Source organism: Pelatocladus sp., from assembly GCF_059505505.1.
Window position 1 is genome coordinate 1 of the sequence record NZ_JCACKS010000246.1, and the last position, 23,523, is coordinate 23,523.

19 protein-coding genes and 1 tRNA gene are annotated in these 23,523 nt (G+C 38.6%); 11 read left to right on the forward strand and 9 right to left on the reverse strand.

Annotated features, from left to right (window positions below; all coding sequences use genetic code 11):
- Positions 1-27 precede the first annotated feature (27 nt).
- The 3 genes from AC5JMK_RS25000 to AC5JMK_RS25010 form a co-directional block, all read right to left on the reverse strand.
- Positions 28-597 carry a hypothetical protein gene (locus AC5JMK_RS25000; protein ID WP_495911249.1) on the reverse strand — a complete coding sequence of 190 codons (570 nt, stop codon included), beginning with the start codon at positions 595-597 and terminating at the stop codon, positions 28-30.
- A gap of 68 nt (positions 598-665) precedes the next feature.
- A complete protein-coding gene (locus tag AC5JMK_RS25005) occupies positions 666-1,670 on the reverse strand; it encodes a hypothetical protein (RefSeq protein ID WP_096675481.1) in 1,005 nt (334 codons plus the stop codon).
- 547 nt (positions 1,671-2,217) lie between these two features.
- A complete protein-coding gene (locus tag AC5JMK_RS25010; protein ID WP_096675482.1) occupies positions 2,218-3,189 on the reverse strand; it encodes a CobW family GTP-binding protein in 972 nt (323 codons plus the stop codon).
- A 60-nt stretch (positions 3,190-3,249) separates the two neighbouring features.
- Here AC5JMK_RS25010 and AC5JMK_RS25015 point away from each other — a divergent pair, with 60 nt between their 5' ends.
- The gene (locus AC5JMK_RS25015; RefSeq protein WP_495911250.1) at positions 3,250-3,495 is read left to right on the forward strand and encodes a hypothetical protein; all 246 of its coding nucleotides are present in this window, start codon (positions 3,250-3,252) and stop codon (positions 3,493-3,495) included.
- Between the two features lie 104 nt (positions 3,496-3,599).
- On the opposite strand, the gene AC5JMK_RS25020 is transcribed toward AC5JMK_RS25015, so the two are convergent.
- Complete coding sequence (locus tag AC5JMK_RS25020) at positions 3,600-4,658, reverse strand: tellurite resistance TerB family protein (protein WP_096675484.1); 1,059 nt, start codon at positions 4,656-4,658, stop codon at positions 3,600-3,602.
- Positions 4,659-5,055: 397 nt separating this feature from the next.
- Positions 5,056-6,276, reverse strand: coding sequence for a hypothetical protein (locus AC5JMK_RS25025; protein WP_495911251.1), 1,221 nt, complete (start codon positions 6,274-6,276; stop codon positions 5,056-5,058).
- Positions 6,277-6,330: 54 nt separating this feature from the next.
- On the opposite strand from AC5JMK_RS25025, the gene AC5JMK_RS25030 reads away from it, so the two are divergent.
- The 3 genes from AC5JMK_RS25030 to AC5JMK_RS25040 all read left to right on the forward strand — a co-directional run bounded on the left by AC5JMK_RS25030 (position 6,331) and on the right by AC5JMK_RS25040 (position 10,971).
- A complete protein-coding gene (locus AC5JMK_RS25030; protein WP_495911252.1) occupies positions 6,331-6,600 on the forward strand; it encodes a hypothetical protein in 270 nt (89 codons plus the stop codon).
- Positions 6,601-6,825: 225 nt separating this feature from the next.
- Positions 6,826-9,378 (forward strand): phosphoenolpyruvate synthase, encoded by a 2,553-nt coding sequence (gene ppsA / locus AC5JMK_RS25035; protein ID WP_495911253.1) that lies wholly within the window; start codon positions 6,826-6,828, stop codon positions 9,376-9,378.
- Between the two features lie 123 nt (positions 9,379-9,501).
- Positions 9,502-10,971 (forward strand): dolichyl-phosphate-mannose--protein mannosyltransferase, encoded by a 1,470-nt coding sequence (locus AC5JMK_RS25040; protein WP_495911254.1) that lies wholly within the window; start codon positions 9,502-9,504, stop codon positions 10,969-10,971.
- Between the two features lie 419 nt (positions 10,972-11,390).
- Here the strand turns inward: AC5JMK_RS25040 and trmB are convergent, their stop codons facing one another.
- Entirely contained in the window at positions 11,391-12,035 is a 645-nt protein-coding gene (gene trmB, locus AC5JMK_RS25045; RefSeq protein ID WP_096675489.1) for a tRNA (guanosine(46)-N7)-methyltransferase TrmB, read from the reverse strand.
- Positions 12,036-12,511: 476 nt separating this feature from the next.
- Between trmB and AC5JMK_RS25050 the strand changes: the two genes are divergently transcribed.
- Positions 12,512-13,618 carry a metallophosphoesterase family protein gene (locus tag AC5JMK_RS25050; RefSeq protein WP_096675490.1) on the forward strand — a complete coding sequence of 369 codons (1,107 nt, stop codon included), beginning with the start codon at positions 12,512-12,514 and terminating at the stop codon, positions 13,616-13,618.
- 50 nt (positions 13,619-13,668) lie between these two features.
- Here the strand turns inward: AC5JMK_RS25050 and AC5JMK_RS25055 are convergent, their stop codons facing one another.
- The gene (locus AC5JMK_RS25055; protein WP_096675491.1) at positions 13,669-14,886 is read right to left on the reverse strand and encodes an FIST signal transduction protein; all 1,218 of its coding nucleotides are present in this window, start codon (positions 14,884-14,886) and stop codon (positions 13,669-13,671) included.
- 364 nt (positions 14,887-15,250) lie between these two features.
- On the opposite strand from AC5JMK_RS25055, the gene AC5JMK_RS25060 reads away from it, so the two are divergent.
- The 4 genes from AC5JMK_RS25060 (at position 15,251) to AC5JMK_RS25075 (ending at position 20,473) form a co-directional block, all read left to right on the forward strand.
- A complete protein-coding gene (locus tag AC5JMK_RS25060) occupies positions 15,251-15,472 on the forward strand; it encodes a Calvin cycle protein CP12 (protein WP_096678879.1) in 222 nt (73 codons plus the stop codon).
- 475 nt (positions 15,473-15,947) lie between these two features.
- Entirely contained in the window at positions 15,948-16,544 is a 597-nt protein-coding gene (locus tag AC5JMK_RS25065; protein WP_495911255.1) for a DUF3177 family protein, read from the forward strand.
- Between the two features lie 604 nt (positions 16,545-17,148).
- Positions 17,149-17,478, forward strand: coding sequence for a KGG domain-containing protein (locus tag AC5JMK_RS25070; RefSeq protein ID WP_495911256.1), 330 nt, complete (start codon positions 17,149-17,151; stop codon positions 17,476-17,478).
- A gap of 214 nt (positions 17,479-17,692) precedes the next feature.
- A complete protein-coding gene (locus tag AC5JMK_RS25075; protein ID WP_096675494.1) occupies positions 17,693-20,473 on the forward strand; it encodes a M16 family metallopeptidase in 2,781 nt (926 codons plus the stop codon).
- 116 nt (positions 20,474-20,589) lie between these two features.
- On the opposite strand, the gene AC5JMK_RS25080 is transcribed toward AC5JMK_RS25075, so the two are convergent.
- Positions 20,590-20,670 (reverse strand) — tRNA-Leu (locus AC5JMK_RS25080).
- A gap of 440 nt (positions 20,671-21,110) precedes the next feature.
- Here AC5JMK_RS25080 and accC point away from each other — a divergent pair.
- Positions 21,111-22,454, forward strand: coding sequence for an acetyl-CoA carboxylase biotin carboxylase subunit (gene accC, locus AC5JMK_RS25085; RefSeq protein WP_096675495.1), 1,344 nt, complete (start codon positions 21,111-21,113; stop codon positions 22,452-22,454).
- A gap of 81 nt (positions 22,455-22,535) precedes the next feature.
- Here the strand turns inward: accC and AC5JMK_RS25090 are convergent, their stop codons facing one another.
- A complete protein-coding gene (locus tag AC5JMK_RS25090; protein WP_096675496.1) occupies positions 22,536-22,823 on the reverse strand; it encodes a YggT family protein in 288 nt (95 codons plus the stop codon).
- A 549-nt stretch (positions 22,824-23,372) separates the two neighbouring features.
- On the opposite strand from AC5JMK_RS25090, the gene psbX reads away from it, so the two are divergent.
- Entirely contained in the window at positions 23,373-23,492 is a 120-nt protein-coding gene (psbX, locus tag AC5JMK_RS25095) for a photosystem II reaction center X protein (protein WP_096675497.1), read from the forward strand.
- Positions 23,493-23,523: the final 31 nt, after the last annotated feature.

Consider the following 23,523-nt stretch of genomic DNA (forward strand, 5'->3'; position numbering starts at 1 on the left):
TTTTTTATTTTTCTTGGCTACCCCTGTTTATTGAGCCGATACATGATTTTTATTATCAACTGTACGCCATCGCAGCCAGTGGTTATGATCTCTAGTTCTTAACATAATTGCTTTTTGAGCAATTATGGAACCATTTTCTATACCAGATTTAACTGAATTAATTTCTGAACGCACGGTGTTAGCTGTGTTTTGAGCAGTTTGTGATTCCGAACGAGCCGTATTTGCGGTGTTTTGAGCAGTTTGTGCTTCAGAACGAGCTGTATTTGCAGTGGTTTGAGCGTTTTTCGCTTCAGAACGAGCAGTTTGTGCTTCTGAGTAAGCAGTCTTTACTGTTTTTGCAGTATCTTGAATCAGATTTGTTGTATTTGTGAGGAGAGTTTTTGTGGTTTCAAGTTCCGTTTTTGTCGCCTGAAGTTCTGATTTTAGTTGCTCTATTTCTTTAGTTTTCTTTTGTAATTCTGTTTGGATAGATTGCACTTGCGCTTGGATTTGCGATTTTATTGTTTCAAATCTAGCTGTTTCATTTTCTAATTCCTTGCGTGTGTCTTCTATTCTTTTAATTGCTTCTTCATAGGCTTGTAATGGTGTTAATGCCATGTTTTTTCCTTTAAAATTACAAATTGATTTGTTAGTGTTCTATCTTTAGTAGATAAATGTTAACTGAGCTAAAGCCAATTCTTCCAAAATCTATATAGTTGACCATACTTCAACCAATCCCTGATAAAAATATCTTTAAAGTCAGGTGCGCTTCTTGCAACATAGTTCATTCTGGCTGCATTATATTGCAGTTGCCCGTATACATCTAGTATTTTACTAATAGATGATTTCTCATTAATTCTGGTTAAGAGTTCACACTCTTTTAATCTATAAATATCAATATTTTCTAAATCTAGTCCCAACTTCCATTGTAAATCTAGCTTGCGTCTGCAATCATCAAATGGATTAGGCAGCAAGCGTCTAAATTTTTCTAATTCTTTTTTAAATTCTTCTATTTCTCCGACTGCGATCGCTTCAATTTTATCTATTAACTTATCTACATCTTGAAAAAACTTTGATTCTAAAGCATCTATCCGATCTAGTGTTGGTTCAATTAGTTTTCTCCGAAATTGTTCCGGTGTAAATCTATCACTAATTTCTTTAGCTGTTTTAATAGTATCCATCATTGTGATGGAAATTTGAGTAATTCTGTTTTCTAATGATTTATCAATATCTCCTATTGTTGCTCTTAAACTTAAGATTGCTTCTGCACGAGCCAAATTAATTTCATCAAAGGTGATTTTCAGATTTTCTTTGTAGCCTGTATCAACATCACTAAGCAAATCATCAATATTGCTTTTGATTTCGTTTTTTAACCCAGAAAAGTTATCAACTGTCTGTGTAACTATATCTTTAGCAGCGTCTTCTGTTTGTGCAATTCGCCTTTGGGCGATGTAATCAATTTTTTCTGCAAATGGAGTTAAATTATCATCAAATAAGTTATTCATCGCAGAATCGAATTCTTTTCTAATCGGTTCTGCAAAACTTGTTGATACCCTTCTTACTACTCCTTTTATACCTATATTCAGGATGCTGGCTGGATAGCAATCACCACTTACACATCTGTCTAGTTTTGCGCCTATGTAGCTACCATTATTTTCTAATTTATTTTTTACCTCAGAAGTTAATGTCATATATATCTCGCAGACGAAAGTTTTATAGATGTGCTAGTCAAGTAAAATAAATTAACTGAATATAGTGATTTTGTTTAAGTAAGAAATTTAAATAATGAGCTAAAAAGCACACTCTTTTTATACAAATAAGTTAAAAATAACCAATTTTTTAGGAATTTTTTGGGTTTTTTAATTTTGCATTGTTTAAATTATCACACTTACATCAAGCAGTATAAAATTTTAAGCTTATCTTTACAAAAATATATCTTAGTAATGTTTTATACAATTATTTTCAATATTGTTTGGGGTTTTGCACAAAATCCCCCTCTAAAATCACTAAGGAACGCAAATTTAATAACATGCAATTCTGATGGAACTTAAAACGGTGCGTTACGCTCCGCTAACACAGCCTACTTTTACACTTTATTTAATCCTCATTCCTAACACTAACCCCAACCAAGATCACCAAAAGTTGCGAAGAACCCATGCTGATTGCTCGATGATTTCATTCTAAACAAGGGGAGACCCAAGGATTTGTTATCCGTATCCCCCTTGTCCTGCGTGTCCTTTAAACTAAGCAGGCGAGAAAATCTTGTTTGAGTTTGGCTTCATCTAGGTTACGACCGATGAAGACTAGTTCATTTTTACGGGTTTCGCTGTCTTTCCAAGGGCGATCCGGTTTTCCTTCAAAGATCATATGTACTCCTTGAAAGACAAAGCGATCGCTTTCTCCAGCCATATTTAAAATACCCTTCATCCGAAAGATATCCGGGCCTTGGGTTTGCAGTAACTTGCCTAGCCAATTGTTGAGTTTATCTCCATCCAGGGCGCCTTCGGCAACTAAAGCCACAGAATAGACGGTTTCATCGTGTTGATGAGCATCTTCTCCCAAGAATTCTGGGTCGATTTCCAAAGCACGATCCAAATCAAAGGCTTTCACACCCAAAAGTGCATCCATTCCAACTTGGGAATTGCGGGTACGGTAAATTTTTGCCATTGCATTCATCCCGCGAATTCGCCTTTCTAATTCATCGAGTACATCTGGCGTGACTAAATCAGTTTTATTTAACAAAATAACGTCAGCAAAAGCAATCTGTTCTTGCGCTTCGTCGGCTTCCCAATGTTGCCAAATGTGCTTGGCATCGACTACTGTTACCACAGCATCCAGTTCTAACTGTTCGCGCATATCTTCATCGACAAAAAATGTCTGAATCACTGGCGCAGGATCAGCTAACCCAGTGGTTTCAATCACCAAATGGTCAAATTTGTGACGTCGCTTCATCAAATTACTGATGATGCGAATCAAATCACCCCGCACTGTACAGCAGATACAGCCGTTGTTCATCTCAAAGATTTCTTCATCTGTATCGATCACCAATTGATTATCAATACCGACTTCCCCAAATTCATTGACAATCACAGCCACTTTTTTGCCATGTTCGTGGGTGAGAATACGATTGAGCAGAGTTGTTTTTCCAGATCCCAAATAACCAGTGAGAACTGTTACTGGAACTACGTCTGTTGTCACAGTACTGACCATATCCGAGATACCTTATTTTTTAAATGATAATCGTATTCACTCTAACCAATAGCGATCGCTTTGACCAACTCCTTAAAAATAATTGGCGTTGCTGAATGCGGTATGAATCCGAATATAGAGACACGATATATCGTGGCTCTACAAAGATTTTGGCATTATGCAAAATCATTTTCATACATGAAATCAGCAATGCCAAATAATTTGACTGCTTTAGCTGCAATCTGTGATCGCAAGCAAAAACAGAAGGCGATTTTTTCAAAAAAACACCTTCTGATTGGGAATATACAGCAGTTTTCAAGTAAATGAGGTACATCTCTGATTGAGTGAAAAACTTTCTTATAATTTATGACCGAATAGTCTGTACCTCATAAACCTGCAATACGCTGTATGAGTGCGATCGCGGATTGCAGCTAACTAAACTCAATCGTATCCACGAAGCTGATAATACTCTGCTTCAGATTTTGGGCTTCTTGTTTAACACCAGCTGGAGTTTCACCATCACAAAAGCTGCGCTGACTACTGACTATATACAAAAAGTCTCCATCAATAAATGCTAACAATCCTCGATAAGCATCACATTTAATAGCAGTTCCGTTGTTCCCTGTTTTAGGAACTGTTGAACCTTCGGGCATATTTACTAATGTAAAGTAAGCACCTTCTAATACATCTGACAGATATTCAGTGTAATCCACCGAAGCATCTGGTAAATTAGATGCGATCGCACTAGGCACATACTTATTTAAAAGAATAGACCTTAAATATTCTTCCTGTCCTACAGATTCCATATCATACATTTGTTGAGTAGGCAGGGAACTATAATCGATTCTGAATAAGGAACCAAGATCATCAGAAAAAATCACTATTCCTTCTTGACTATCAATCATCGCGCCTTGTCGCAGGCTGGATGGAACAGGGACTGTAAAATTACCCGCAGGTGACTCATATATTGTCTGGCTAGACATTGATTCTAAGAAGTCTTCTTCATCTTCTTCGTCGTCTAGGAAGTCTTCGTCTTCTGCTTCTTCAAAAGCGGTAATAACTTCTTCTACAATTTCCTTCGCTTCGTCATCTTCTAGTTCTAAGGCTTGTTGTAGCTTCTTAAGTAAAGTTGCTTTTCCCTTGGGAATAAGCAGATCTTCTTCATCTACCAGCATACTCACTCCCGCAGCAAAAGCATCTGGGATTAATTCATCATCCAAACATTCATAAGCAGTGTTGAAAAGTGTTCCGACTCCTTCATCTTCAGCAAAGGCTAAAAGTTTATCGATCATTTCTAATAATTCATCGTCGGAATATTCGTCAAAAATCTCAAATCCCCAGAGAATATCCGTCAATAGTTCTGCGTCTACATCTTCTATGGAAGAGTCAGCAATTGCAGTCACAACTGCGACTGCTGCGATCGCTTCGTTTGGATTGAGTGATTCTTCCAACACCTCTTCCGACTCAAAAAATTTGTCGTACTTACCCATGATTTTCCCTCCGTTGTCTGGTGTGATTGGGTAGTTTCCCAATGGCTGAAGTCATTAGTTTGCAATTGTTAGGCTTAAATAACCAAGAACTTACTAAGTAGTAATGATTGAATTTGTAATTTAATAACCTGTTCTTAATCTTCTTACGAACCACCAAGCACTATATACTATATGGACATCTTATGTGCGGCAAAGCATTTTCATAGGTTATACCATTTCAGGTTTGAGATTTTGGATTGTCGAAGCTTGATCTATTAAGTACCTTGATATTTCATTTGTAGTATTCATTTTTTGTATTTGTGGTCAGTTCGGATTTGAGCATATATTTTTGCATCAAATTGAAAAACCATTTTACATAATGTTATGTCCTTTATGGGATATATTGAGCTACGAGTTACTACTCATTTGTTTTTGAAAGAAAGCGTTGGGCAATATCCTTATAGAAATTGGGATCTGTCCAGTAACCTAAATGCGCCTTTTCCCCCCAAGAAGTTTCATATTCCATCCGCATATTATCTAAGCTGTCGTAATAATCTAAGTGACCACTAATTGGATCTTGTAGATGATAATAATTTACCCAGCGAATTTTTTCTAGTTGGCATTCTACTGGGTTTGTAGTCAAATATGGAGTTAACCGAATATATAAAGGCTTTACACGAAAAGAATTTAAGTGTTCTAATATTCTCTGTCTAATGTACTGATGCTGCTCTGCCATTTCTCTGAAGAAAAAAGCAATCTTATCTAATGGAGATCCGAAAGTGATTAACCCTGTGATTTTATTAACAAGCAAACTTTTGCCCTGATCTTTAGATAGACTTGCTTCTATACATAAAATATTCAAGGTGTCGTAAGCAATACAGCTACCGAGAGAATGTCCTGCTATAATTACTTGATCATAATTTGCGGCTTTATCCCTGAGAATGGCTTTGAGCAGTGTTAATGATTCTGCTAGTATTTGTTCACGAATTTTATGGTAAGGAGATTTTACAGTATTAGTAGTATATATAGCAACATCTCCCACCAAATTCACTAGCAAAGGAGTTATCAGTTTTCTGCTTAAATTCCAAGCTGGTTGTAGAAACTTGCCTTGAAGAAATGGACTTAATAACATTAGAAATAGGTAAACAATTAGTCGTAACCAAGGATATATTATTTTAAATATCCGTAAAAATATAGTTAGCCAGCGTAGGCGATATTTAAAAAAACTCTTCCATTTTTTTTCTTTCAAAATATCATCTAATTTAGATTGATTTTCCTTACGACTATAAAATGCGATTGTCCCTTCTAGTGTCTGATCTGCCCATTGCAATACTTCTGATACACTAATTTTATTTTCCGTATCAGCTCCCCAATAATATTCGTGAATATCTATAAAATCATCTGCTGGAAATTCAGTAGGGCTAAGACGCACAAAGCTTTCTATCCAACGACGACCATTCGATAGTCTTCGTTTAGCAATTAAGTGTTCTAACATGATTGGTAAACTCTGCCCTTCAAAGTGTTTAACTAAGTTTTGGGCAAAATAATCTACTGTTTCATAAGGTATTTGTTCACCGACACCGTGGATAATAATAAATGCTGTACGTCCTTTGGGAAATTTAATATCTTGAGTATTCATAATTCTGTAACAATTTCGGAGTTGTTGTGAGTGATTAATTAGTAGTTATGTATTATGGCAAACAACTACCAACCAAAAATCACCAGCAAATTAAAGGATTATCATAAATCAAAAAAATTAGCTATTTTTGGTAATAACTGGTTACAATCTGTAACTAACGGATTGGTAGCGGGTAATTCAGCAATCGTTGCTTTTAAAATTTTGAGTGCTGTTTTTTTAATAATTTTTTCTAGGAAGCGCTCAAACATACTTTACCCCTTGAGTGAAATCAAAAAAAGCATCTATATAGATTCAGGATTAACAGATATAATTTCGGAAATATAAAATACAGATTTATTCGCTCTACATCACTTTTCATATCCATTATCAAATTAAATAAAAATTTTTCTATAACCTTGGACATAGTGATTCCAAATAAAATATAAAGTAGATTACTAAAATTATAGATATATTAAAGTTAGTCAATAAAGAGACGAACTATTTTAGACTAATAAACTCAACTGCTTATCTTTGCTGAACAATAAAAACTATTATCAGGAGTAAATACTGATGACTAGAGTTATAAAAGAAACTGCTCAACTAACTGCCAAAGAGCGATCGCTCATTCTCTGGTTTAATGAAGTTGGTATTGGTGATATACCGCTAGTTGGTGGCAAAAATGCATCTTTGGGTGAGATGATTCAACAGTTAACACCCAAAGGTATAAATGTACCAATGGGTTTTGCTACCACTGCTTATGCTTATCGCTACTTCATTGAATCTGCTGGATTAGAAGCACAACTGCGGGAATTGTTTACTGACTTGGATGTTGATAATGTTAACAATTTACGCGAACGAGGTAAAAAAGCGCGATCGCTACTGATACATACACCATTTCCACCAGAATTGCGCGATGCGATCGCCCGTGCATATCAAACTTTGTGTGAACAGTATTATCTAGATACAGATGTAGCAGTTCGTTCTAGCGCTACCGCCGAAGATTTACCCGATGCAAGTTTTGCGGGACAGCAAGAAACCTACCTCAACGTGACTACAACTGCGGGAGTTTTAGCAGCTTGTCATAAATGTTTTGCTTCATTATTCACTGATCGCGCTATTTCTTATCGTCATATTAAAGGCTTTGATCACTTTAACATTGCCCTCGCCGTAGGTGTACAGAAAATGGTGCGTTCTGACTTAGCATCTGCTGGAGTCATGTTCACCATAGAAACCGAAACAGGTTTCCAAGATGCAGCACTGATTACAGCAGCCTATGGTTTAGGAGAAAATGTTGTTCAAGGCGCAGTTAATCCTGATGAATATTATGTTTTTAAACCGACATTAAAAGCCGGATTTCGCTCAATTATCGATAAAAAATTGGGCAGCAAAGAATTAAAAATGGTTTATGACGATGGCTCTAAATTTACTAAAAATGTTTTAGTTTCCAGTCCAGAAAAAAATAAATTTGCGATTACAGATGATGAAATTTTACAACTAGGACATTGGGCCTGTTTGATTGAAGACCATTATTCTCAAGTTCACGGCGTCTACACCCCGATGGATATTGAGTGGGCAAAAGATGGTATCACTAATGAATTATTTGTCGTTCAAGCGCGTCCAGAAACAGTCCAATCTCAGAAAAGCCAGAATGTGTTGCGGACTTATAGACTCACAATGGGACAAGGGGAACACGGAGGACACGGAGGACAAGAAAAAATTTCTCTTTTGTCTTCTCCCGTACTCTATGAGAAGCCACTTGCGCGTCTACGCGAAGCGTCTTCTCTGGAGAATCACCAATCCTCAATCCCCGATCCCCTAGTGACAGGACGTGCTGTAGGTTCAGCAATTAGTCAAGGAAAAACACGAGTAATTTCTGAAGTCAGCAAAATTGACCAATTCCAACCTGGGGAAGTTTTGGTAACAGATAGAACTGATCCCGACTGGGAACCAATTATGAAGCGTGCTAGGGCGATTATTACTAATTCTGGAGGACGCACCTGTCACGCCGCAATTATTGCCAGAGAACTAGGTGTACCTGCTATTGTGGGATGTGGGAATGCGACAGAAGTATTAAAAAGTGGTCAAGAAGTAACTGTTTCTTGTGCTGAAGGAGAAGAAGGAAAAGTTTACCCAGGATTACTACCTTTTGATGTGCAAGAAGTTGCTTTGGAAGATTTACCTCGTACCCGCACCCAAATTTTCATGAATGTGGGTAATCCCCAGGAAGCTTTTAGTTTATCTGCAATTCCTAACGATGGAGTTGGTTTGGCGCGGACTGAATTTATTATCGCCAATCACATTCAAACCCATCCCATGGCATTAATTAAATATGACCAACTAGAAGATCAATTTGTCAAAGAAAAAATAGCAGAAATTACTGCGCTTTACGATGATAAACCACAGTATTTTGTTGATAAATTAGCGCAAGGCATTGGCAGAATTGCCGCAGCATTTTATCCTAAACCAGTAATTGTGAGAATGTCAGACTTTAAGAGTAATGAGTATGCAAATCTACTCGGTGGGAGACAATTTGAACCTAAAGAAGAAAACCCCATGCTTGGCTGGCGGGGCGCTGCACGTTATTATGACCAAGGCTATCGCGAAGGTTTTGCTTTAGAGTGTCAGGCGATGAAGCGAGTCCGCGAAGAAATGGGTTTAGTTAACATTATCCCTATGATTCCTTTTTGCCGCACTCCTGATGAAGGACGGTTAGTGTTGGCAGAAATGGCAAAAAATGGTCTACATCAGGGTGAGAATGGTTTGCAAGTTTATGTGATGTGCGAATTGCCTAATAATGTCATAATGGCTGAGGAGTTTGCCGAGGTATTTGATGGATTTTCCATTGGTTCCAATGATTTAACTCAGCTAACACTAGGCATAGACAGAGATTCAGCCTTAGTAGCAGGGTTGTTTGACGAACGCAGTCAGGGAGTAAAGCAAATGGTAAAGATGGCGATCGCTGCGGCGAAAAAACACAATCGCAAAATTGGTATTTGTGGACAAGCACCCAGTGATTATCCGGAATTTGCTCAGTTTTTAGTGGAACAAGGAATTGATTCAATTAGCCTAAATCCTGATTCTGTATTAAAAACCATGCTAGAAGTGGCGAAAGTTGAGGGATAGGGGATCGGAGATAGGGGACAAAGGAGCAGGGAGAAGGGAGTGTGGGGAGTGTGGGGGGAATTATTTAACAAGTCTCTTCCCATCACCAATCACCAATCACAAATCACCAATGACTATTGATCAATGACAAAAAAATGGTTTTGGATAGGCATTGCAGGTATATTTCTTCTATCACTTTTCCTACGATTTTGGGGATTAGGGAGATTTAACACCTTTGTATTTGATGAAGTTTACTATGCTAAATTCGGCAATAACTATCTCACTCACACTCCATTTTTTGATGGTCATCCACCGTTTGGTAAACTGATAATTGCGTTGGGAATGTGGATTAGCGATCGCATTCCTTTTTGGCATGATCCGGTAAATGGTTTAACAGGTACATTACGACCAGCTTGGAGTTATCGTTGGCTTAATGCTCTGTTTGGCTCATTTATTCCCTTAATTATTACAGGAATTGCCTATCAATTAAGTTATAGTCGTAGTTTTGCTTTCCTAGCAGGTTTATTCACCGCTTGTGACGGTATATTTATCGTCGAGTCTCGCTACGCTTTGATCAATATATATATAGTTATCTTTGGGTTATTAGGACAGTTGTTGTTTTTATTAGCCTTAGCAAATCACAGACAACAGCGCAGAGTTTACCTCATACTGGCTGGCGTTGCTTTTGGCGCTTCTGCTGCTACGAAATGGAACGGTCTGTGGTTTTTGTTGGGTGCTTATCTAACCTGGATTTTCGCCTGGGGATGGAAATTTATAGGAAGAATAAGTCAGACAAATATTACCCGAGAAAGCCCTAATTTATGGGAACATGAAAAAAAAACATCTCCATTACAAAACCTGACGCAGCTAAATTTTGTAAGCTTTTTCTTTTATTTAGGAATTATCCCTGCATTAATCTACAGTCTGATTTGGATTCCTCATTTATTAATAAACAGAAAACATAATTTTATTGAAGTTCATAAACAAATTCTACTGTTTCATGAGCGTTTAGGGGGTAATACTCCCACAGTCCACCCTTACTGTGCTGCATGGTATAAATGGCCTTTACTGACTCGACCAATGGCTTATTTATACGAAACAGCAACAAATCTTAAAGAACCCCTTCCTGTAGTGGGACCACCTTTACCTACGGGTACTGGCAAAGTAATTTATGATGTTCATGCAATGGGGAATCCGTTCTTATGGTGGTTTGGTGTCATTGCTCTGTTACTGTTAGTAATAATGTTGGGATGGCAAGCGATAAGTTTTTTAGTCAGGAAAAAGCGTTTTGCGATCGCACCAAGACTTTCTGTTGATACTTGGATTGCTTTATATTTGGTTTTAAATTATGCTGCCAATTTACTACCTTGGGTAGGAGTCAATCGCTGTCTTTTTATCTATCACTACATGACAGCTGTTGTGTTTGCTTTTATGGCGATCGCTTGGTTTGTAGATCAATGTCTTCGCAGTTATTCCAAGGGACTCCGTGCCATTGGCGTCACGATTACGTTTACGATTTTGACAGCTTTTGTTTTCTGGCTACCGCTTTATCTAGCTTTACCTCTCTCACCTCAAGCTTATAAATTGCGGATGTGGTTTCATTCTTGGATTTAGATTGTTGAGAATCTAGCGATCGCCTAACCGAGAAGCGCTACGTGTCTACACACTTACTAAATTAACGTTGATTATAAAAATTCTTTGATCTATAGAAAACATTAAAGCATTTGCAAGAAACATTAGAACATTTCTTATAATAACTCTCTGATCTATAGAAAACATTAAAGCATTTGCAAGAAACATTAGAACATTTCTTATAATAACTCTCTGATCTATAGAAAACATTAAAGCATTTGCAAGAAACATTAGAACGTTTCTTATGAATGAAACAATATTTACATAAATGTGAAAGCGAACGCAAATAACGATTAAATTTATAGCCTCTACAAACCAATTTGTGGGCTTAACACCAAGCGTATTGGATTATATTCACCATTCGCCAGATCCATGCTCTAAGAAGTCGGGAATTTCGTTGTTCACGAATGATTTAGTCTTGTAAACACAGCACGATATACAGGTTCGCCCTTTTTCTGAGTAGCTATTTCCCTTTCTGTAGAGACTGGGAGGGGATTTTCTGCTAACCATTCTCCCGAACCTTGTCTTTGAAAACTAGAATGAGCAGCAAAGCGATCGCACATTTGTGTTGCGACAAATTCTACATCTGATTGTAAAAATACCATTCCCCCTGGAATCAGATAATCTGAGAGTTCTGCAACTAATTCCGGTTGTACTACCCGCCGTTTTGCATGACGATTTTTAAACCAAGGATCAGGAAATTGAATGCTGACACGCTGCAAGCTTCCTGTGGGGAGAGTTGATAAAAGCGATCGCAAAGAATTATTGACGTTACAAAATAAATAGTGCAAATTTTGTAATTCTAACTCATCCCGCACTCTATTCGCTTGATCTACCAAAGGCTCACGAATTTCTAAACCCAAAAAATTCCAACTTGGTTCTATTTGCGCTAATTGTAATAAAAATTGTCCTCTGGCACAGCCAATATCCAAATGCAGTGGTTGATTTGACTGGAAATAGACTTTTTCCCAGTCTAAAGGATTAGCTGGTGCTTGATACTTGTTTGCCAGGGGATTAACGTGCTGACGGACTCGAACGCGTACCAAAAAAAATCTCCTTAATTATTTCTTGCTTGTTGGTAGTTATTAGTTTTTTATAAGATTATTTGTTCTTTTTGTTGGTTTTTGATTTATATCAATATAATGTATTTTAACCATAATAAATTCTTATTTTGACATATTTTTTCCCTTTTTGATAATGCATAATACCAATTCTCTGTGAAGCTGCACACTATTTTTATCCCTCCCAATCTCCCCTTACCAAGAGGAGATGCCGCAGGTGGTGGGGTTCTTTCTATGCGTCTTCATATAGAAATGGTATAAGCTTGAAATAGCCCTAATAATGTAGGCTTTTAGAAATAATTTGCTTTTTTGAGTTAATCCTAATTCTATTTTCCCAATAACAATTTTTAAATATGTACAAATATTAAGTGGGATCATTGCTACGCAAGTCTAGGAGGCAGAGGTTATACTTTATTTTAAAAGGATTTTTAAACGTTGTTTTTAAAATAGTATTTACTTCAATGATTCCCAATTTTCGCTTTGCTATAGTCAGCGACTTACATATTGCTCTTCCTCACACAATCTGGAATCATCCCAGTCGTTTTCATTTGGTGGAAGTCAGTGTTTCAGGGTTTGAAAGTGTATTAGAACATCTAACACAGTTAGATTTAGATTTTATTTTACTTCCTGGAGACTTAACTCAGCACGGTGAACCAGAGAACCATGCTTGGTTAGCACAACGCTTGGCTAAGTTACCTTTTCCTGCCTACGTTGTGCCTGGTAATCACGATGTTCCTGTTTTCAAGGCTAATGAGCAATCAATTGCATTTGCGGATTTCCCCAGTTATTATAGTAAATTTGGTTACACAGATTCCAAACAACCTTACTACACTTGTCAGGTCTTGCCAGGAGTCAGACTAATTGGTCTGAATTCTAATTTGTTCAATGACCAAGAAGAGCAAATAGGACGTTTGGATATTGAACAACTGCGATGGTTAGAAGAAGTTCTAGCTACAACTGGTGATGAATTAGTACTGGTGATGATACACCACAATGTTGTGGAACACTTACCTAATCAATCACGCCACCCTATGGCAAATCGCTATATGTTAGAAAATGCTGGGGAATTATTATCCCTGTTGCAACGCTACGGAGTCAGATTAGTATTTACAGGGCATTTGCATGTTCAGGACGTAGCATACTCTCAGGGTATATATGAAATTACTACTGGTTCTTTAGTCAGCTATCCTCATCCCTACAGAGTATTAGAGTTTCGTCACGATCGCTACGCTAGACAATGGTTGCAGATGTTGTCGTATCGAGTCGAGTCAGTCCCAGATTTCCCGAATTTGCAACACAGTTCGCGTAAATGGATGGGCGATCGCAGCTTTCCCTTTTTAATGAAATTTTTGACCTTACCTCCTTTGAGCCTACCATTAGAGCAAGCTCAAGAATTAGCCCCCACTCTGCGAGACTTTTGGGCTAATGTTGCCAATGGAGACGCATTATTTGACGGTTCCCACTTTCCGCCAGAGGTAGGTCGTTATTTTGAAAAATACGGTGCGATCGCAACTTGTGGCACACCTACACTCATTGATAATCACAGTACTTTGTTGGTGAGTCATTAGTGATTGGTGATTGGTGATTCTCCCTGCTCCCTTGTCCCCCTTGTCCCCCATCACCCATTCTCTAAAGATCGACAAATCCCAAAGACAGAAGTATAACCATGCAAAAACGTCGTGTCACCAACAGGGCCAATTTCGCCAGCACAGAAAAAGCCTGCCAGGGGAATATCGTTGAAGTAACGCTGAAATAGCTGGGAATCAAAATTTGGTTTGCCATATAGCCCTTCGCCTCGCCCCAGACAGGAAAACATTAATGCACCAGCAGCAGCAGGCTGAGATTGTTGTTCTTTTTGATAACGTTCCAGCAGAAATTCCAAGTCCTCCGCCGAAGCTTCAGCGTCTCGTAAGTGGAATTGTAGGCGTTGTCCAGGACGAACGTAATCACCGATTGCGATCGCTCCTCCTGAAGGATCTACCCCCAAAATCTCGCGAATTAAAAAGTCTCCTTGTTGCAAACAAGGCTTAAATGCATCCATTGCTAGACCGACAAACAAGGAATTTTGCGCCAGTGTTCGGTCTTCTTCGCTCAAACTCGCAATTAAATCTCTCAGTATCGAAAGTGGTGCTTGTTCGTCTAACTCTAAAATGATGTTGCGATCGCCTTTTGTAATTTGGTATGGCTGGCCAATAGGTCGGCATCCTTGAGCCACTATTGTTTCTAAAACAATATTGCCACTTAATGCTACCCCAACCGTTCCTTCTTGATACAAACGACCATTACAAAAAAGCGCAATCCGACCACCCATTACGCCACTACTTGCTTGACCTCCAACTTTCATAGAGCCTGGGTACGCATAATCCAACCCCTGTAATAAATCGTTGATCCCAGACGAAAAGGAAGCAGACAGCAAAATGAAATGAGATGTTGGTGAAGATGGTACACCAATCAAATCGATCCAAGGATTTGGTGGTCCATCCAAGTCAGGTAATTGTTCACCAACAACATGAAAAGCTTTGACATCCACTCCAGGCAGATGAGCTAAACTCAGGCTTAAGGCTGGTTCTGCTTCCAATTCTTGGGTGTGTCCAGCCAGACTAGTGCCAATCACACCACCACCACTACAGCCAATCAACACAGGAACTGAAAGTTGTTCTGCTAAAAGAGGTAACAGTCGGGAATATTCACTTGTAAAAGCAGACGAAATGAATACCAGCCCTAAATCCGCAGGTGCTGATAAGGAAGAAGTTGTGCGTTGTACCACATCTGCAACAGCTGCTTCTAAAGAGGGACGGGTTGATTGGGCATTTGCCCACTGCATTTGGTCTGCCATGAATTTTACGCTTTTCTACAATTCGGCTAATAGTTTTTTATTTTTTATCTTGGAAAACATGAAGTTGCATCCCAAAATCAGGTGAATTTAGCTTTTTATTAAATTCTATAAACTAAGAATTGCTATTACTATTACATCTATCTAAAGATAATTGTATAATCTTACAGGTGTATGCTTAGGTAAAATCTTAAAAGAAATAGATTATAAGGCAAGACGTCCTGTTAATTGCTGTACTTTGTTATAAAGTAACAATCGAAAGTACTAAAGTGGTAGCTATATGGCTAGAATAGTGTGGAATAGTGCAAAAAAGCTCTTTCCGTACTTTTTCTATACTGGTATTAATAACACACAGCAAATTAGAACTATGACAGACATCCACAACAGAATCGAACAAGAACTTGAAGAAGCTCGCGCTGTCTGTGATCTTTCAGGTAGCAATTCCGCAGAATGTGCTGCTGCTTGGGATGCAGTCGAAGAATTACAAGCTGAAGCTTCTCACCAAAAGCAATCCAAGCCAAAAACTCCTTTTGAAAAGTACTGTGATGATAACCCCGAAGCAGATGAGTGTCGAATTTATGAGGACTAACAATTAGTTCAGTGAGTTGATCTGAAAATATTGACCAAAAAGTAACAAAGATCTATTGGCTAATATTTTGCACTTTCAGTTTTTTTCGCACAATCTTAATACCTTGCTTGTATCCTAGCTCAAACAATAGGCGTGTACATGCTTAGGTATAACTGATATTTTCTTATTTTCACGGGAAAATACTAAATATTGACAGTTTCTGCGAAGAAAATTGAACAATAATTCCGCCGCGCATCCTTCTTCCATGATTCTCATGGACGGATTTAACGGCGGAATTATTGATTGTTTATACCCGCCTGCGAAAGTCTGCTTAAGCAGACTGTTCTGTTTGATTTATTTGAGTCCTATGAAGACAATTTGTGCTATTAACAAAGGGTTTAAACCCTTTGCGGTATATTGAAAAAATTGGAATGCTCCTGTTAACTATTAGCTGTATATTCTCTAAGTAAAATTATTTATCTTTTGTGGAAATACTATGGAAAAAGAAATTTGGTTTCGCTCTTTTGTCTGGATGGATTACAGACTAGCAGTATTATTTACAGTCATCATTCCTTTGATTTTGCTGATTTGGACATTTGTGCAAAAAGCTGAGGGAATGCAACGCTTGTTAGTTATTTACTGGCGAGTATCTAGTCTTTTGGCTATCACCATTTATTTAATGATTGCTCAATATCCAGTCAGTTTTATCTCTGGATTTTTGGCTCGTATCCTCATACCAATTTCACTGTGGTTTTGGGTAGATCTTAATGATGAAATTGAGTATCAGTCTAGCGGCCCGTTAAAGCTGACTTTTACTTCTTGGCGCTGGGCAACAACTATTTATTGTATTCTAGGTTCACTTGCCTTTATACCTTTCCTGGGTTGTGCTTTTTCGGAAAATATTAGCAATAATCCCAATTGTCATATCTGGTTTGAAGCACCCTTAGTATTCAAAGAATGGTTCCATCCCAAAACTAGTGCTGGCTTTCTCGGCTTTCTTGGTATTATTGGTTTGATATTTTATGTAGGTTATCTGAGCTATTTTGTCTTAATCAAGTTAGGTAAGCAAGGACGTTCGGCTACACAACAGTAATTCGTTTGTATTTGATAATTGCTGGTTGTTGAATCTTGCAAATATAGCTTTTAAATTTACCTATTTCTTTTTAGTGTCTTAGAGGATGTTTGAAAAGTCATGATTGATGTATCAAATATTTTTACCCCACCCTAACCCTCCCCTTGTAAAGGGGAGGGAACCGGATTTCTCTTGTTTCCCCCCTTGCAAAGGAGGGATTAAGGGAGGTAATAATGTAATTAAAATTACAGCCAATCACTTTTCAAACAACTTCTAAAATAGATGAGATTGCTTTCATATATAAATATCAAGATAATTTATCTCCCTATTGGTAGATTTTATTAGGATGAAAATAAAATTAATAACTATCAAATTTTCCTTTGTTTAGAACATATTTTCTTTGCAAAATAGAATCTTCTTTTTAATTAATTACTCTAACTATAGAATTATTTTTTGTAATACAAAATATGTTTTCTAGGCAACAAACTACTCTATTAGAAAGAGGTTTACAGAATTTTTAATTTGTAAATTAGACACAGAATCAAGGGTGAATTACAAACTCTTTAGATTCTTTAAAACTGCATTTTTTGACAAGAATAAAAACAAAGAAAAACGGAGAATTATTATGTCAGATACAAGCAAACGTGGATTTGCATCCATGGATGAAGATAAGCAGCGTGAAATTGCTAGTAAAGGCGGAAAAGCTGCTCACGAAAAAGGAACTGCACACGAATTTACATCAGAAGAGGCTAGAGAAGCTGGTCGTAAAGGTGGAGAAACTACAAGCCAAGACCGAGAATTTATGGCAGAGATTGGTCGAGAAGGTGGTAAGCACTCCCACAGAAGCGATCGCAATGAAAATAATGATAACGAACAAGAACAAGCAAAAGGTACTCAAGGTGGTACCCATGAACAACATGTAAAAGCTGGAAAGCAAAGCCACAAGAACAAATAAAGCCGACTAACTATCTGAGTGGGTTTTAATTTGTAGAGACGCAAAATTTCGCGTCTCTATAATTTTATGTTTTTTTAAGTTTATTTACGTTTAAATAAGAGCGATCGCAACTTTTTCATACAATTGCCACCACGCTTTTATGCTGATTTGTTAGCCTGATTTAAAGTAAACTCAAACTTTGCTGACTTCAGTAAATATTTTTCTGTACCTTAACATGCGTTTGTTCAGTAAGCGGCTTGCATATATTCTTCTTGGCTTGTTCCTCAGTTTTACTCTGAGTGGAGTATTCATAACTAATAACTTCAGTTATGCTGTCACACCAGCCCCTGAAACTTCTCTAACACAAGGGGTGCGTAAAACTGTTCTGGATAATGGCTTAACAGTGCTGACAAAGGAAGTTCATACTGCACCTGTAGTCAGTGTGCAAGTTTGGTATAAAGTTGGTTCACGCAACGAAAAAGCAGGGGAAAATGGCATTTCCCATCAATTAGAACATTTAATGTTCAAAGGTACTAAAGACCGTCCAGTGCAGTTTGGTCGATTATTTAGTGCTTTGGGTAGTCAGTTTAACGCTTTTACCACTTACGATGAAACCGCTTATTTTGGTACGGTAGAGCAGGACAAACTAGAAGCACTGCTGACTCTAGAAGCCGATCGCATGGAAAACTCTTTAATAGGAGCCGAACAATTAAACAGTGAAAAGCGTGTGGTAATTTCTGAGTTACAAGGATACGAAAATTCTCCTGGTTATCGCCTCAACCGCGCTGTCATGCGATCTGCATTTGCGAACCGTCCCTATGGCTTACCTGTAGGAGGGACAAAAGCCGATGTCGAGAAATTTACAGTTGAGCAAGTGCAAAATTATTACCATAATTATTACAGCCCTGACAACGCAACTTTGGTAATTACAGGTGATTTTGCTACCGAACCAACTTTAAAAGTTATACAAAAAACTTTTGGTAAGTTACCGAAAACAAGAAATGAGAACACCGGGACAAGGAGACGCAAAGACGCGGTGACTCAAGAAAAACTCCCCCTGTCTTCTTCTGATACTAAAAAATCTCCTATTGTCTTAAAACAACCAGGAAGTGCAGCACTTTTGCAAGTTGTTTATCCATTACCAAATGTTCATCATCCAGATGTAGCTGCAATTGATGTTATGGATGCAGTTATCACAGGTGGACGTAGTTCTCAGCTTTATCAAGCTTTAGTAGAATCTGGTCTAGCTAGTTCAATTAGTGCTAGTCCGGTAGAATTAATTGAACCAGGTTGGTACGATATTAGTGTGACAGCTGCTCCTGGTCAGGAATTATCAAAAATTAACCAGGTATTGCAAACTTCTCTGACCAAAATACAACAACAACCAGTCACGACAGCAGAGTTAAATCGAGCTAAAACACTGCTAAAGACTTCTTTTATACTTAATAACCAGGATATTACCAGTCAAGCCAATTTACTTGGACTTTACCAAACTGTCGCTGGAGATTATCGCTACGTAGAACGGTATTTGCAGGCGATCGCCAAAGTTACACCACTAGATGTGCAGCGAGTTGCGAAAACTTACCTCAATCCTGGTAAACAAACTATTGGCTTTTTTGAACCCACCCAACCAGACGGTAAATCAGGGACTTCTAATAGCGGTTCTGGTCGGACGGTGGAAAACTTCAGTCCTGGGAAACCTGTAGATCCAGCAGAACTGGCTAAATATCTACCTCCAGCGACATCAACCACGACTTCTCAAAATCAACCTCTACCAGAGGAATTTACTCTTAAGAATGGCTTACGAGTTTTGTTGTTGCGCGATCGCAGTGTCCCCACCGTCAATTTGAGTGGAAATATTGATGGAGGTAGTGAGTTTGATACTAATTCTCAAGCTGGACTCGCAAATCTTGTTGCAGCTAATTTAATGAATGGGACACAGACACAAAATGCTCTTAGCATTGCTCAAAAGTTAGAAGACCGAGGAGTTGGCTTAAACTTTAATGCTAGCCGTGAGGGAGTCAGTATAAATGGGAATGGACTGTCTGCGAATCTACCGATTATGATTCAAACCTTGGCAGATGTTGTTCAAAATGCTACCTTCCCCAGTGATCAGTTGGAATTGAGTCGAGATAGAGCGTTGACAAGTCTGAAAATCCAGTTAGATGATCCTCGTGGACTGGGACGACGGGTATTCCAGCAAGCAATTTATCCAGAAAACCATCCTTTTTATAGTTTTCCCACAGAGAAAAGCTTAAAGAGTATTTCTCGTCAAGACTTGGTGAAGTTTTATAAGGAACACTACCGACCAGATGCTACAACGATCGCTTTGGTTGGAGATTTTGACCCAGCTAGGGTCAAAGCTTTGCTGAATAAAGCTTTCAGTAAATGGCAAGCTCAGGGTAAACCAGTCAACATTAGTCTACCACCAGTATCGTTACCAAAATCTACAAAACGCGTCAACCCAGTGATTCCTGGTAAGGCGGAAGCTGTGACTTATCTTGGTTATAACGGTATTTCCCGTAAAGATCCTCGTTTTTATCCTGCTTTGGTACTCAATCAAATTTTAGGTGGCGATACTTTATCTAGCCGCTTGGGTACAGAAGTACGCGATCGCCAAGGTTTAACCTATGGTATTTACAGCGCTTTTGCTGCTGGTAGTCAGCCAGGGCCATTTTTAATTCAAATGCAGACCGCTCCTAATGATACCCAAAAGGCGATCGCCAGCACCATCGCTTTACTTAAGCAGGTGCGAGAACAGGGTATAACTGAAGCGGAATTAAACACAGCAAAACGCTCAATTACCAACAGTTACCCTGTAGATTTAGCAAATCCCAGTGACGTAGCGGATTTAATTTTGAAAAATTCCGTCTATGGACTATCTTTAGCAGAAATCAAAGAATTTCCTCAGCAAATTGACGCAGTGAATATGGCTCAAGTAAAGCAGGTAATTAAAGATTTGATTCATCCAGAGAATCTTGTAATTGTGACTGCTGGACCAGGGGGAGATCAATAGTACGACAAGGGAAGGGGGACAAGGAGGACACAAACATTAAAACCCACTTAAAGCAAGTGGGTTTTAACTATTAGCCTGCGCTTGAGTCGCGGGCGGGATTTTTAAGTTAAAAAATATGCGGATGGCGAGACTCGAACTCGCAAGGCAAAGCCACACGCCCCTCAAACGTGCGCGTATACCAATTCCGCCACATCCGCAAGGTTGCACTAATGACTAAATATAGCACAACAAAATCACTATAGTGGAGTCATAATTAAATTTTTCACAAATTCAAGACTCTGTATGTACAAGATTTTGACTCTTGACCCATTAGACTGGCAGAAAATAGCATTTTAGGGGAGAGTACTCATGGGACAAAGCCTTTCTCTAGGGTGGAAACGCTCTACGGGAGCTTTTTGCAGGTACAGTGAACAGTTATCAGGCTTATGCTCAGAGGCTTAAACTCAATAAATGAAACAAATAACAGATAACTGATAATTGATAACTGTTAACTCCTGTCATAATTTTAAATCAGGCGAAAGCGTTGTTTTAAACTAGCTGGGAGAAAATGTCAACCAAGGGCTGAATTGTCAACACCTATCCATTACACTTGGTGACTTCTTTAGTCAATTTACTTAACTTATATCGACACTAAAAGATGAAGTTTGACAAAATATTAATTGCTAATCGGGGAGAAATCGCGCTTCGCATTCTCCGGGCCTGTGAAGAAATGGGAATAGCAACTGTGGCGGTACACTCTACTGTTGATCGCAATGCACTCCATGTCCAACTAGCGGATGAAGCTGTTTGCATTGGCGAAGCTGCTAGCAGTAAAAGTTATCTAAATATTCCTAATATTATTGCCGCAGCCTTGACACGCAATGCTACTGCTATTCATCCTGGTTATGGTTTTTTGGCAGAAAATGCTCGGTTTGCAGAAATTTGTGCAGATCACCATATTGCTTTTATTGGCCCTTCTCCAGAAGCAATTCGGTTGATGGGAGATAAATCCACAGCCAAAGAAACCATGCAAAAAGCAGGAGTACCAACAGTACCAGGTAGCGATGGTTTGTTAGAGTCAGACAAAGAAGGATTGGCGATCGCTCAAAAAATGGGCTACCCCGTAATGATTAAAGCCACTGCTGGTGGTGGTGGACGGGGTATGCGTCTAGTACGCTCAGAAAGCGAATTTATCAAGTCTTTTCAAGCAGCCCAAGGCGAAGCAGGAGCCGCTTTTGGTAACTCTGGGGTTTATTTAGAAAAATTTATTGAACGTCCGCGCCACATTGAATTTCAAATTTTGGCGGATAATTACGGAAACGTGATCCATTTAGGTGAACGGGATTGCTCTATTCAACGTCGTAATCAAAAATTACTGGAAGAAGCCCCTAGTCCAGCTCTTGACCCAGAACTACGGGAAAAAATGGGGCAAGCAGCTGTAAAAGCAGCTCAATTTATCAATTATACTGGCGCCGGAACTATCGAATTTCTCTTAGATAGATCTGGTGATTTTTATTTTATGGAAATGAATACCCGCATTCAAGTTGAACATCCTGTTACAGAAATGATTACAGGGGTAGACTTGGTTGTTGAACAGATCCGTGTCGCTCAAGGGGAAAGACTAAAACTTACCCAAGATCAAGTGGTTTTACGAGGTCATGCGATCGAATGTCGGATCAACGCCGAAGATCCCGACCACGATTTTCGTCCTGCTCCTGGTAGAATCAGTGGCTATCTCCCACCCGGAGGCCCTGGTGTCCGCATAGATTCTCACGTCTACACCGACTATCAAATTCCCCCTTATTATGACTCTTTGATCGGTAAACTAATTGTCTGGGGACAAGACCGTCCTACAGCTATCAACCGCATGAAACGAGCGCTGCAAGAGTGTGCAATCACAGGACTACCAACTACAATCAGTTTTCATCAAAAAATTATGGAAAACCCACAATTTTTACAGGGTAACGTTTACACCAGTTTTATACAAGACATGCAAGGCTAGAGGGTGATTCAGTTATCAGTTATCAGTTATCAAATTCTATTATTTACTGTTAACTGTTAACTGATTTATAACCAGCAACATCTATCTAGACATCATAATCAGTAGTCCTTGCTGACCAAGAAGAATTTCTCTAACAAAACTAAAAATACCAACCCAAATAATCGGTGTAATATCCACCCCACCAATGGGTGGAACTAACTTCCGCATTGGTATCAAAAATGGCTCTGTTGGCCAAGCTACTAAGTTAAAAGGCAAGCGATTTAGATCTACTTGGGGATACCAAGTTAGAACTATACGAAAAATAAATAAAAGTGTCATCAATCCCAGTCCTAGACCGAGAATCCAAGCTGTAAGGTTAATACCAGTCATGGTACGAGTTTCTCACTCTCTGCAATAAACAAAAAAAAAACAGGCGGAACTTATCAATTTTGAAACTTTGTTAAGCCTAACCATTATTATTTTAGCTAAATGATGTCTTGTAAATGGGTGTGGGGTGTAGAGGTGTTAAACCCTTACACTCCCATACCTATTTACAAACTAGTCTATGTCCCAATACAGTTCAGTTAAGCCCTTGGACAAATAAGAGCAAAACTGGGCAACCTTATATATTTTGCCCACATTTAATATCTAGGAGTGGAGGTGGCAGCAAGGGGATTTTGTAGTTTGGAATACAATTCATTCTCTAATCAAACCCCCTTGCTGCAAGGTTGCCCAGTTTTGCATACTGAAGAGTGAAACCCCACAATCTTTTGTACCAGACGCGTAGCAAGACCCCACAGGGTAATTTCGCGTCTGGTACACACCAATTTTCTGTACTAAAAATCCTTAACTAAACCGTATTGGTCTATGTCCTATCAACCCAAGGGTGTAATAGACTATTAAAATTAAGGTAAAGTCTGTAGAAAAAGGTTGAAAAGTATGACGCCTTCTTTAGCAAATTTTCTTTGGAGCCTGCTTTGGGGTAGTGTAATTGTCGTTGTCCCTATTACAGTGGGATTGGTTTTTATTAGCCAAAAAGATAAAATCCAACGTTCTTAATAATTACCTACGGGATTTAGTTTGACTTTCA

Bases quoted from the DNA above. Each gene is read 5' to 3' on its own strand.
- AC5JMK_RS25000 (WP_495911249.1), bottom strand. From the start codon at position 597: ATGGCATTAACACCATTACAAGCCTATGAAGAAGCAATTAAAAGAATA.
- AC5JMK_RS25005 (WP_096675481.1), bottom strand. From the start codon at position 1,670: ATGACATTAACTTCTGAGGTAAAAAATAAATTAGAAAATAATGGTAGC.
- AC5JMK_RS25010 (WP_096675482.1), bottom strand. From the start codon at position 3,189: ATGGTCAGTACTGTGACAACAGACGTAGTTCCAGTAACAGTTCTCACT.
- AC5JMK_RS25020 (WP_096675484.1), bottom strand. From the start codon at position 4,658: ATGGGTAAGTACGACAAATTTTTTGAGTCGGAAGAGGTGTTGGAAGAA.
- AC5JMK_RS25025 (WP_495911251.1), bottom strand. From the start codon at position 6,276: ATGAATACTCAAGATATTAAATTTCCCAAAGGACGTACAGCATTTATT.
- AC5JMK_RS25030 (WP_495911252.1), top strand. From the start codon at position 6,331: ATGGCAAACAACTACCAACCAAAAATCACCAGCAAATTAAAGGATTAT.
- ppsA (WP_495911253.1), top strand. From the start codon at position 6,826: ATGACTAGAGTTATAAAAGAAACTGCTCAACTAACTGCCAAAGAGCGA.
- AC5JMK_RS25040 (WP_495911254.1), top strand. From the start codon at position 9,502: ATGACAAAAAAATGGTTTTGGATAGGCATTGCAGGTATATTTCTTCTA.
- AC5JMK_RS25050 (WP_096675490.1), top strand. From the start codon at position 12,512: ATGATTCCCAATTTTCGCTTTGCTATAGTCAGCGACTTACATATTGCT.
- AC5JMK_RS25055 (WP_096675491.1), bottom strand. From the start codon at position 14,886: ATGGCAGACCAAATGCAGTGGGCAAATGCCCAATCAACCCGTCCCTCT.
- AC5JMK_RS25060 (WP_096678879.1), top strand. From the start codon at position 15,251: ATGACAGACATCCACAACAGAATCGAACAAGAACTTGAAGAAGCTCGC.
- AC5JMK_RS25065 (WP_495911255.1), top strand. From the start codon at position 15,948: ATGGAAAAAGAAATTTGGTTTCGCTCTTTTGTCTGGATGGATTACAGA.
- AC5JMK_RS25070 (WP_495911256.1), top strand. From the start codon at position 17,149: ATGTCAGATACAAGCAAACGTGGATTTGCATCCATGGATGAAGATAAG.
- AC5JMK_RS25075 (WP_096675494.1), top strand. From the start codon at position 17,693: ATGCGTTTGTTCAGTAAGCGGCTTGCATATATTCTTCTTGGCTTGTTC.
- accC (WP_096675495.1), top strand. From the start codon at position 21,111: ATGAAGTTTGACAAAATATTAATTGCTAATCGGGGAGAAATCGCGCTT.
- AC5JMK_RS25090 (WP_096675496.1), bottom strand. From the start codon at position 22,823: ATGACTGGTATTAACCTTACAGCTTGGATTCTCGGTCTAGGACTGGGA.
- psbX (WP_096675497.1), top strand. From the start codon at position 23,373: ATGACGCCTTCTTTAGCAAATTTTCTTTGGAGCCTGCTTTGGGGTAGT.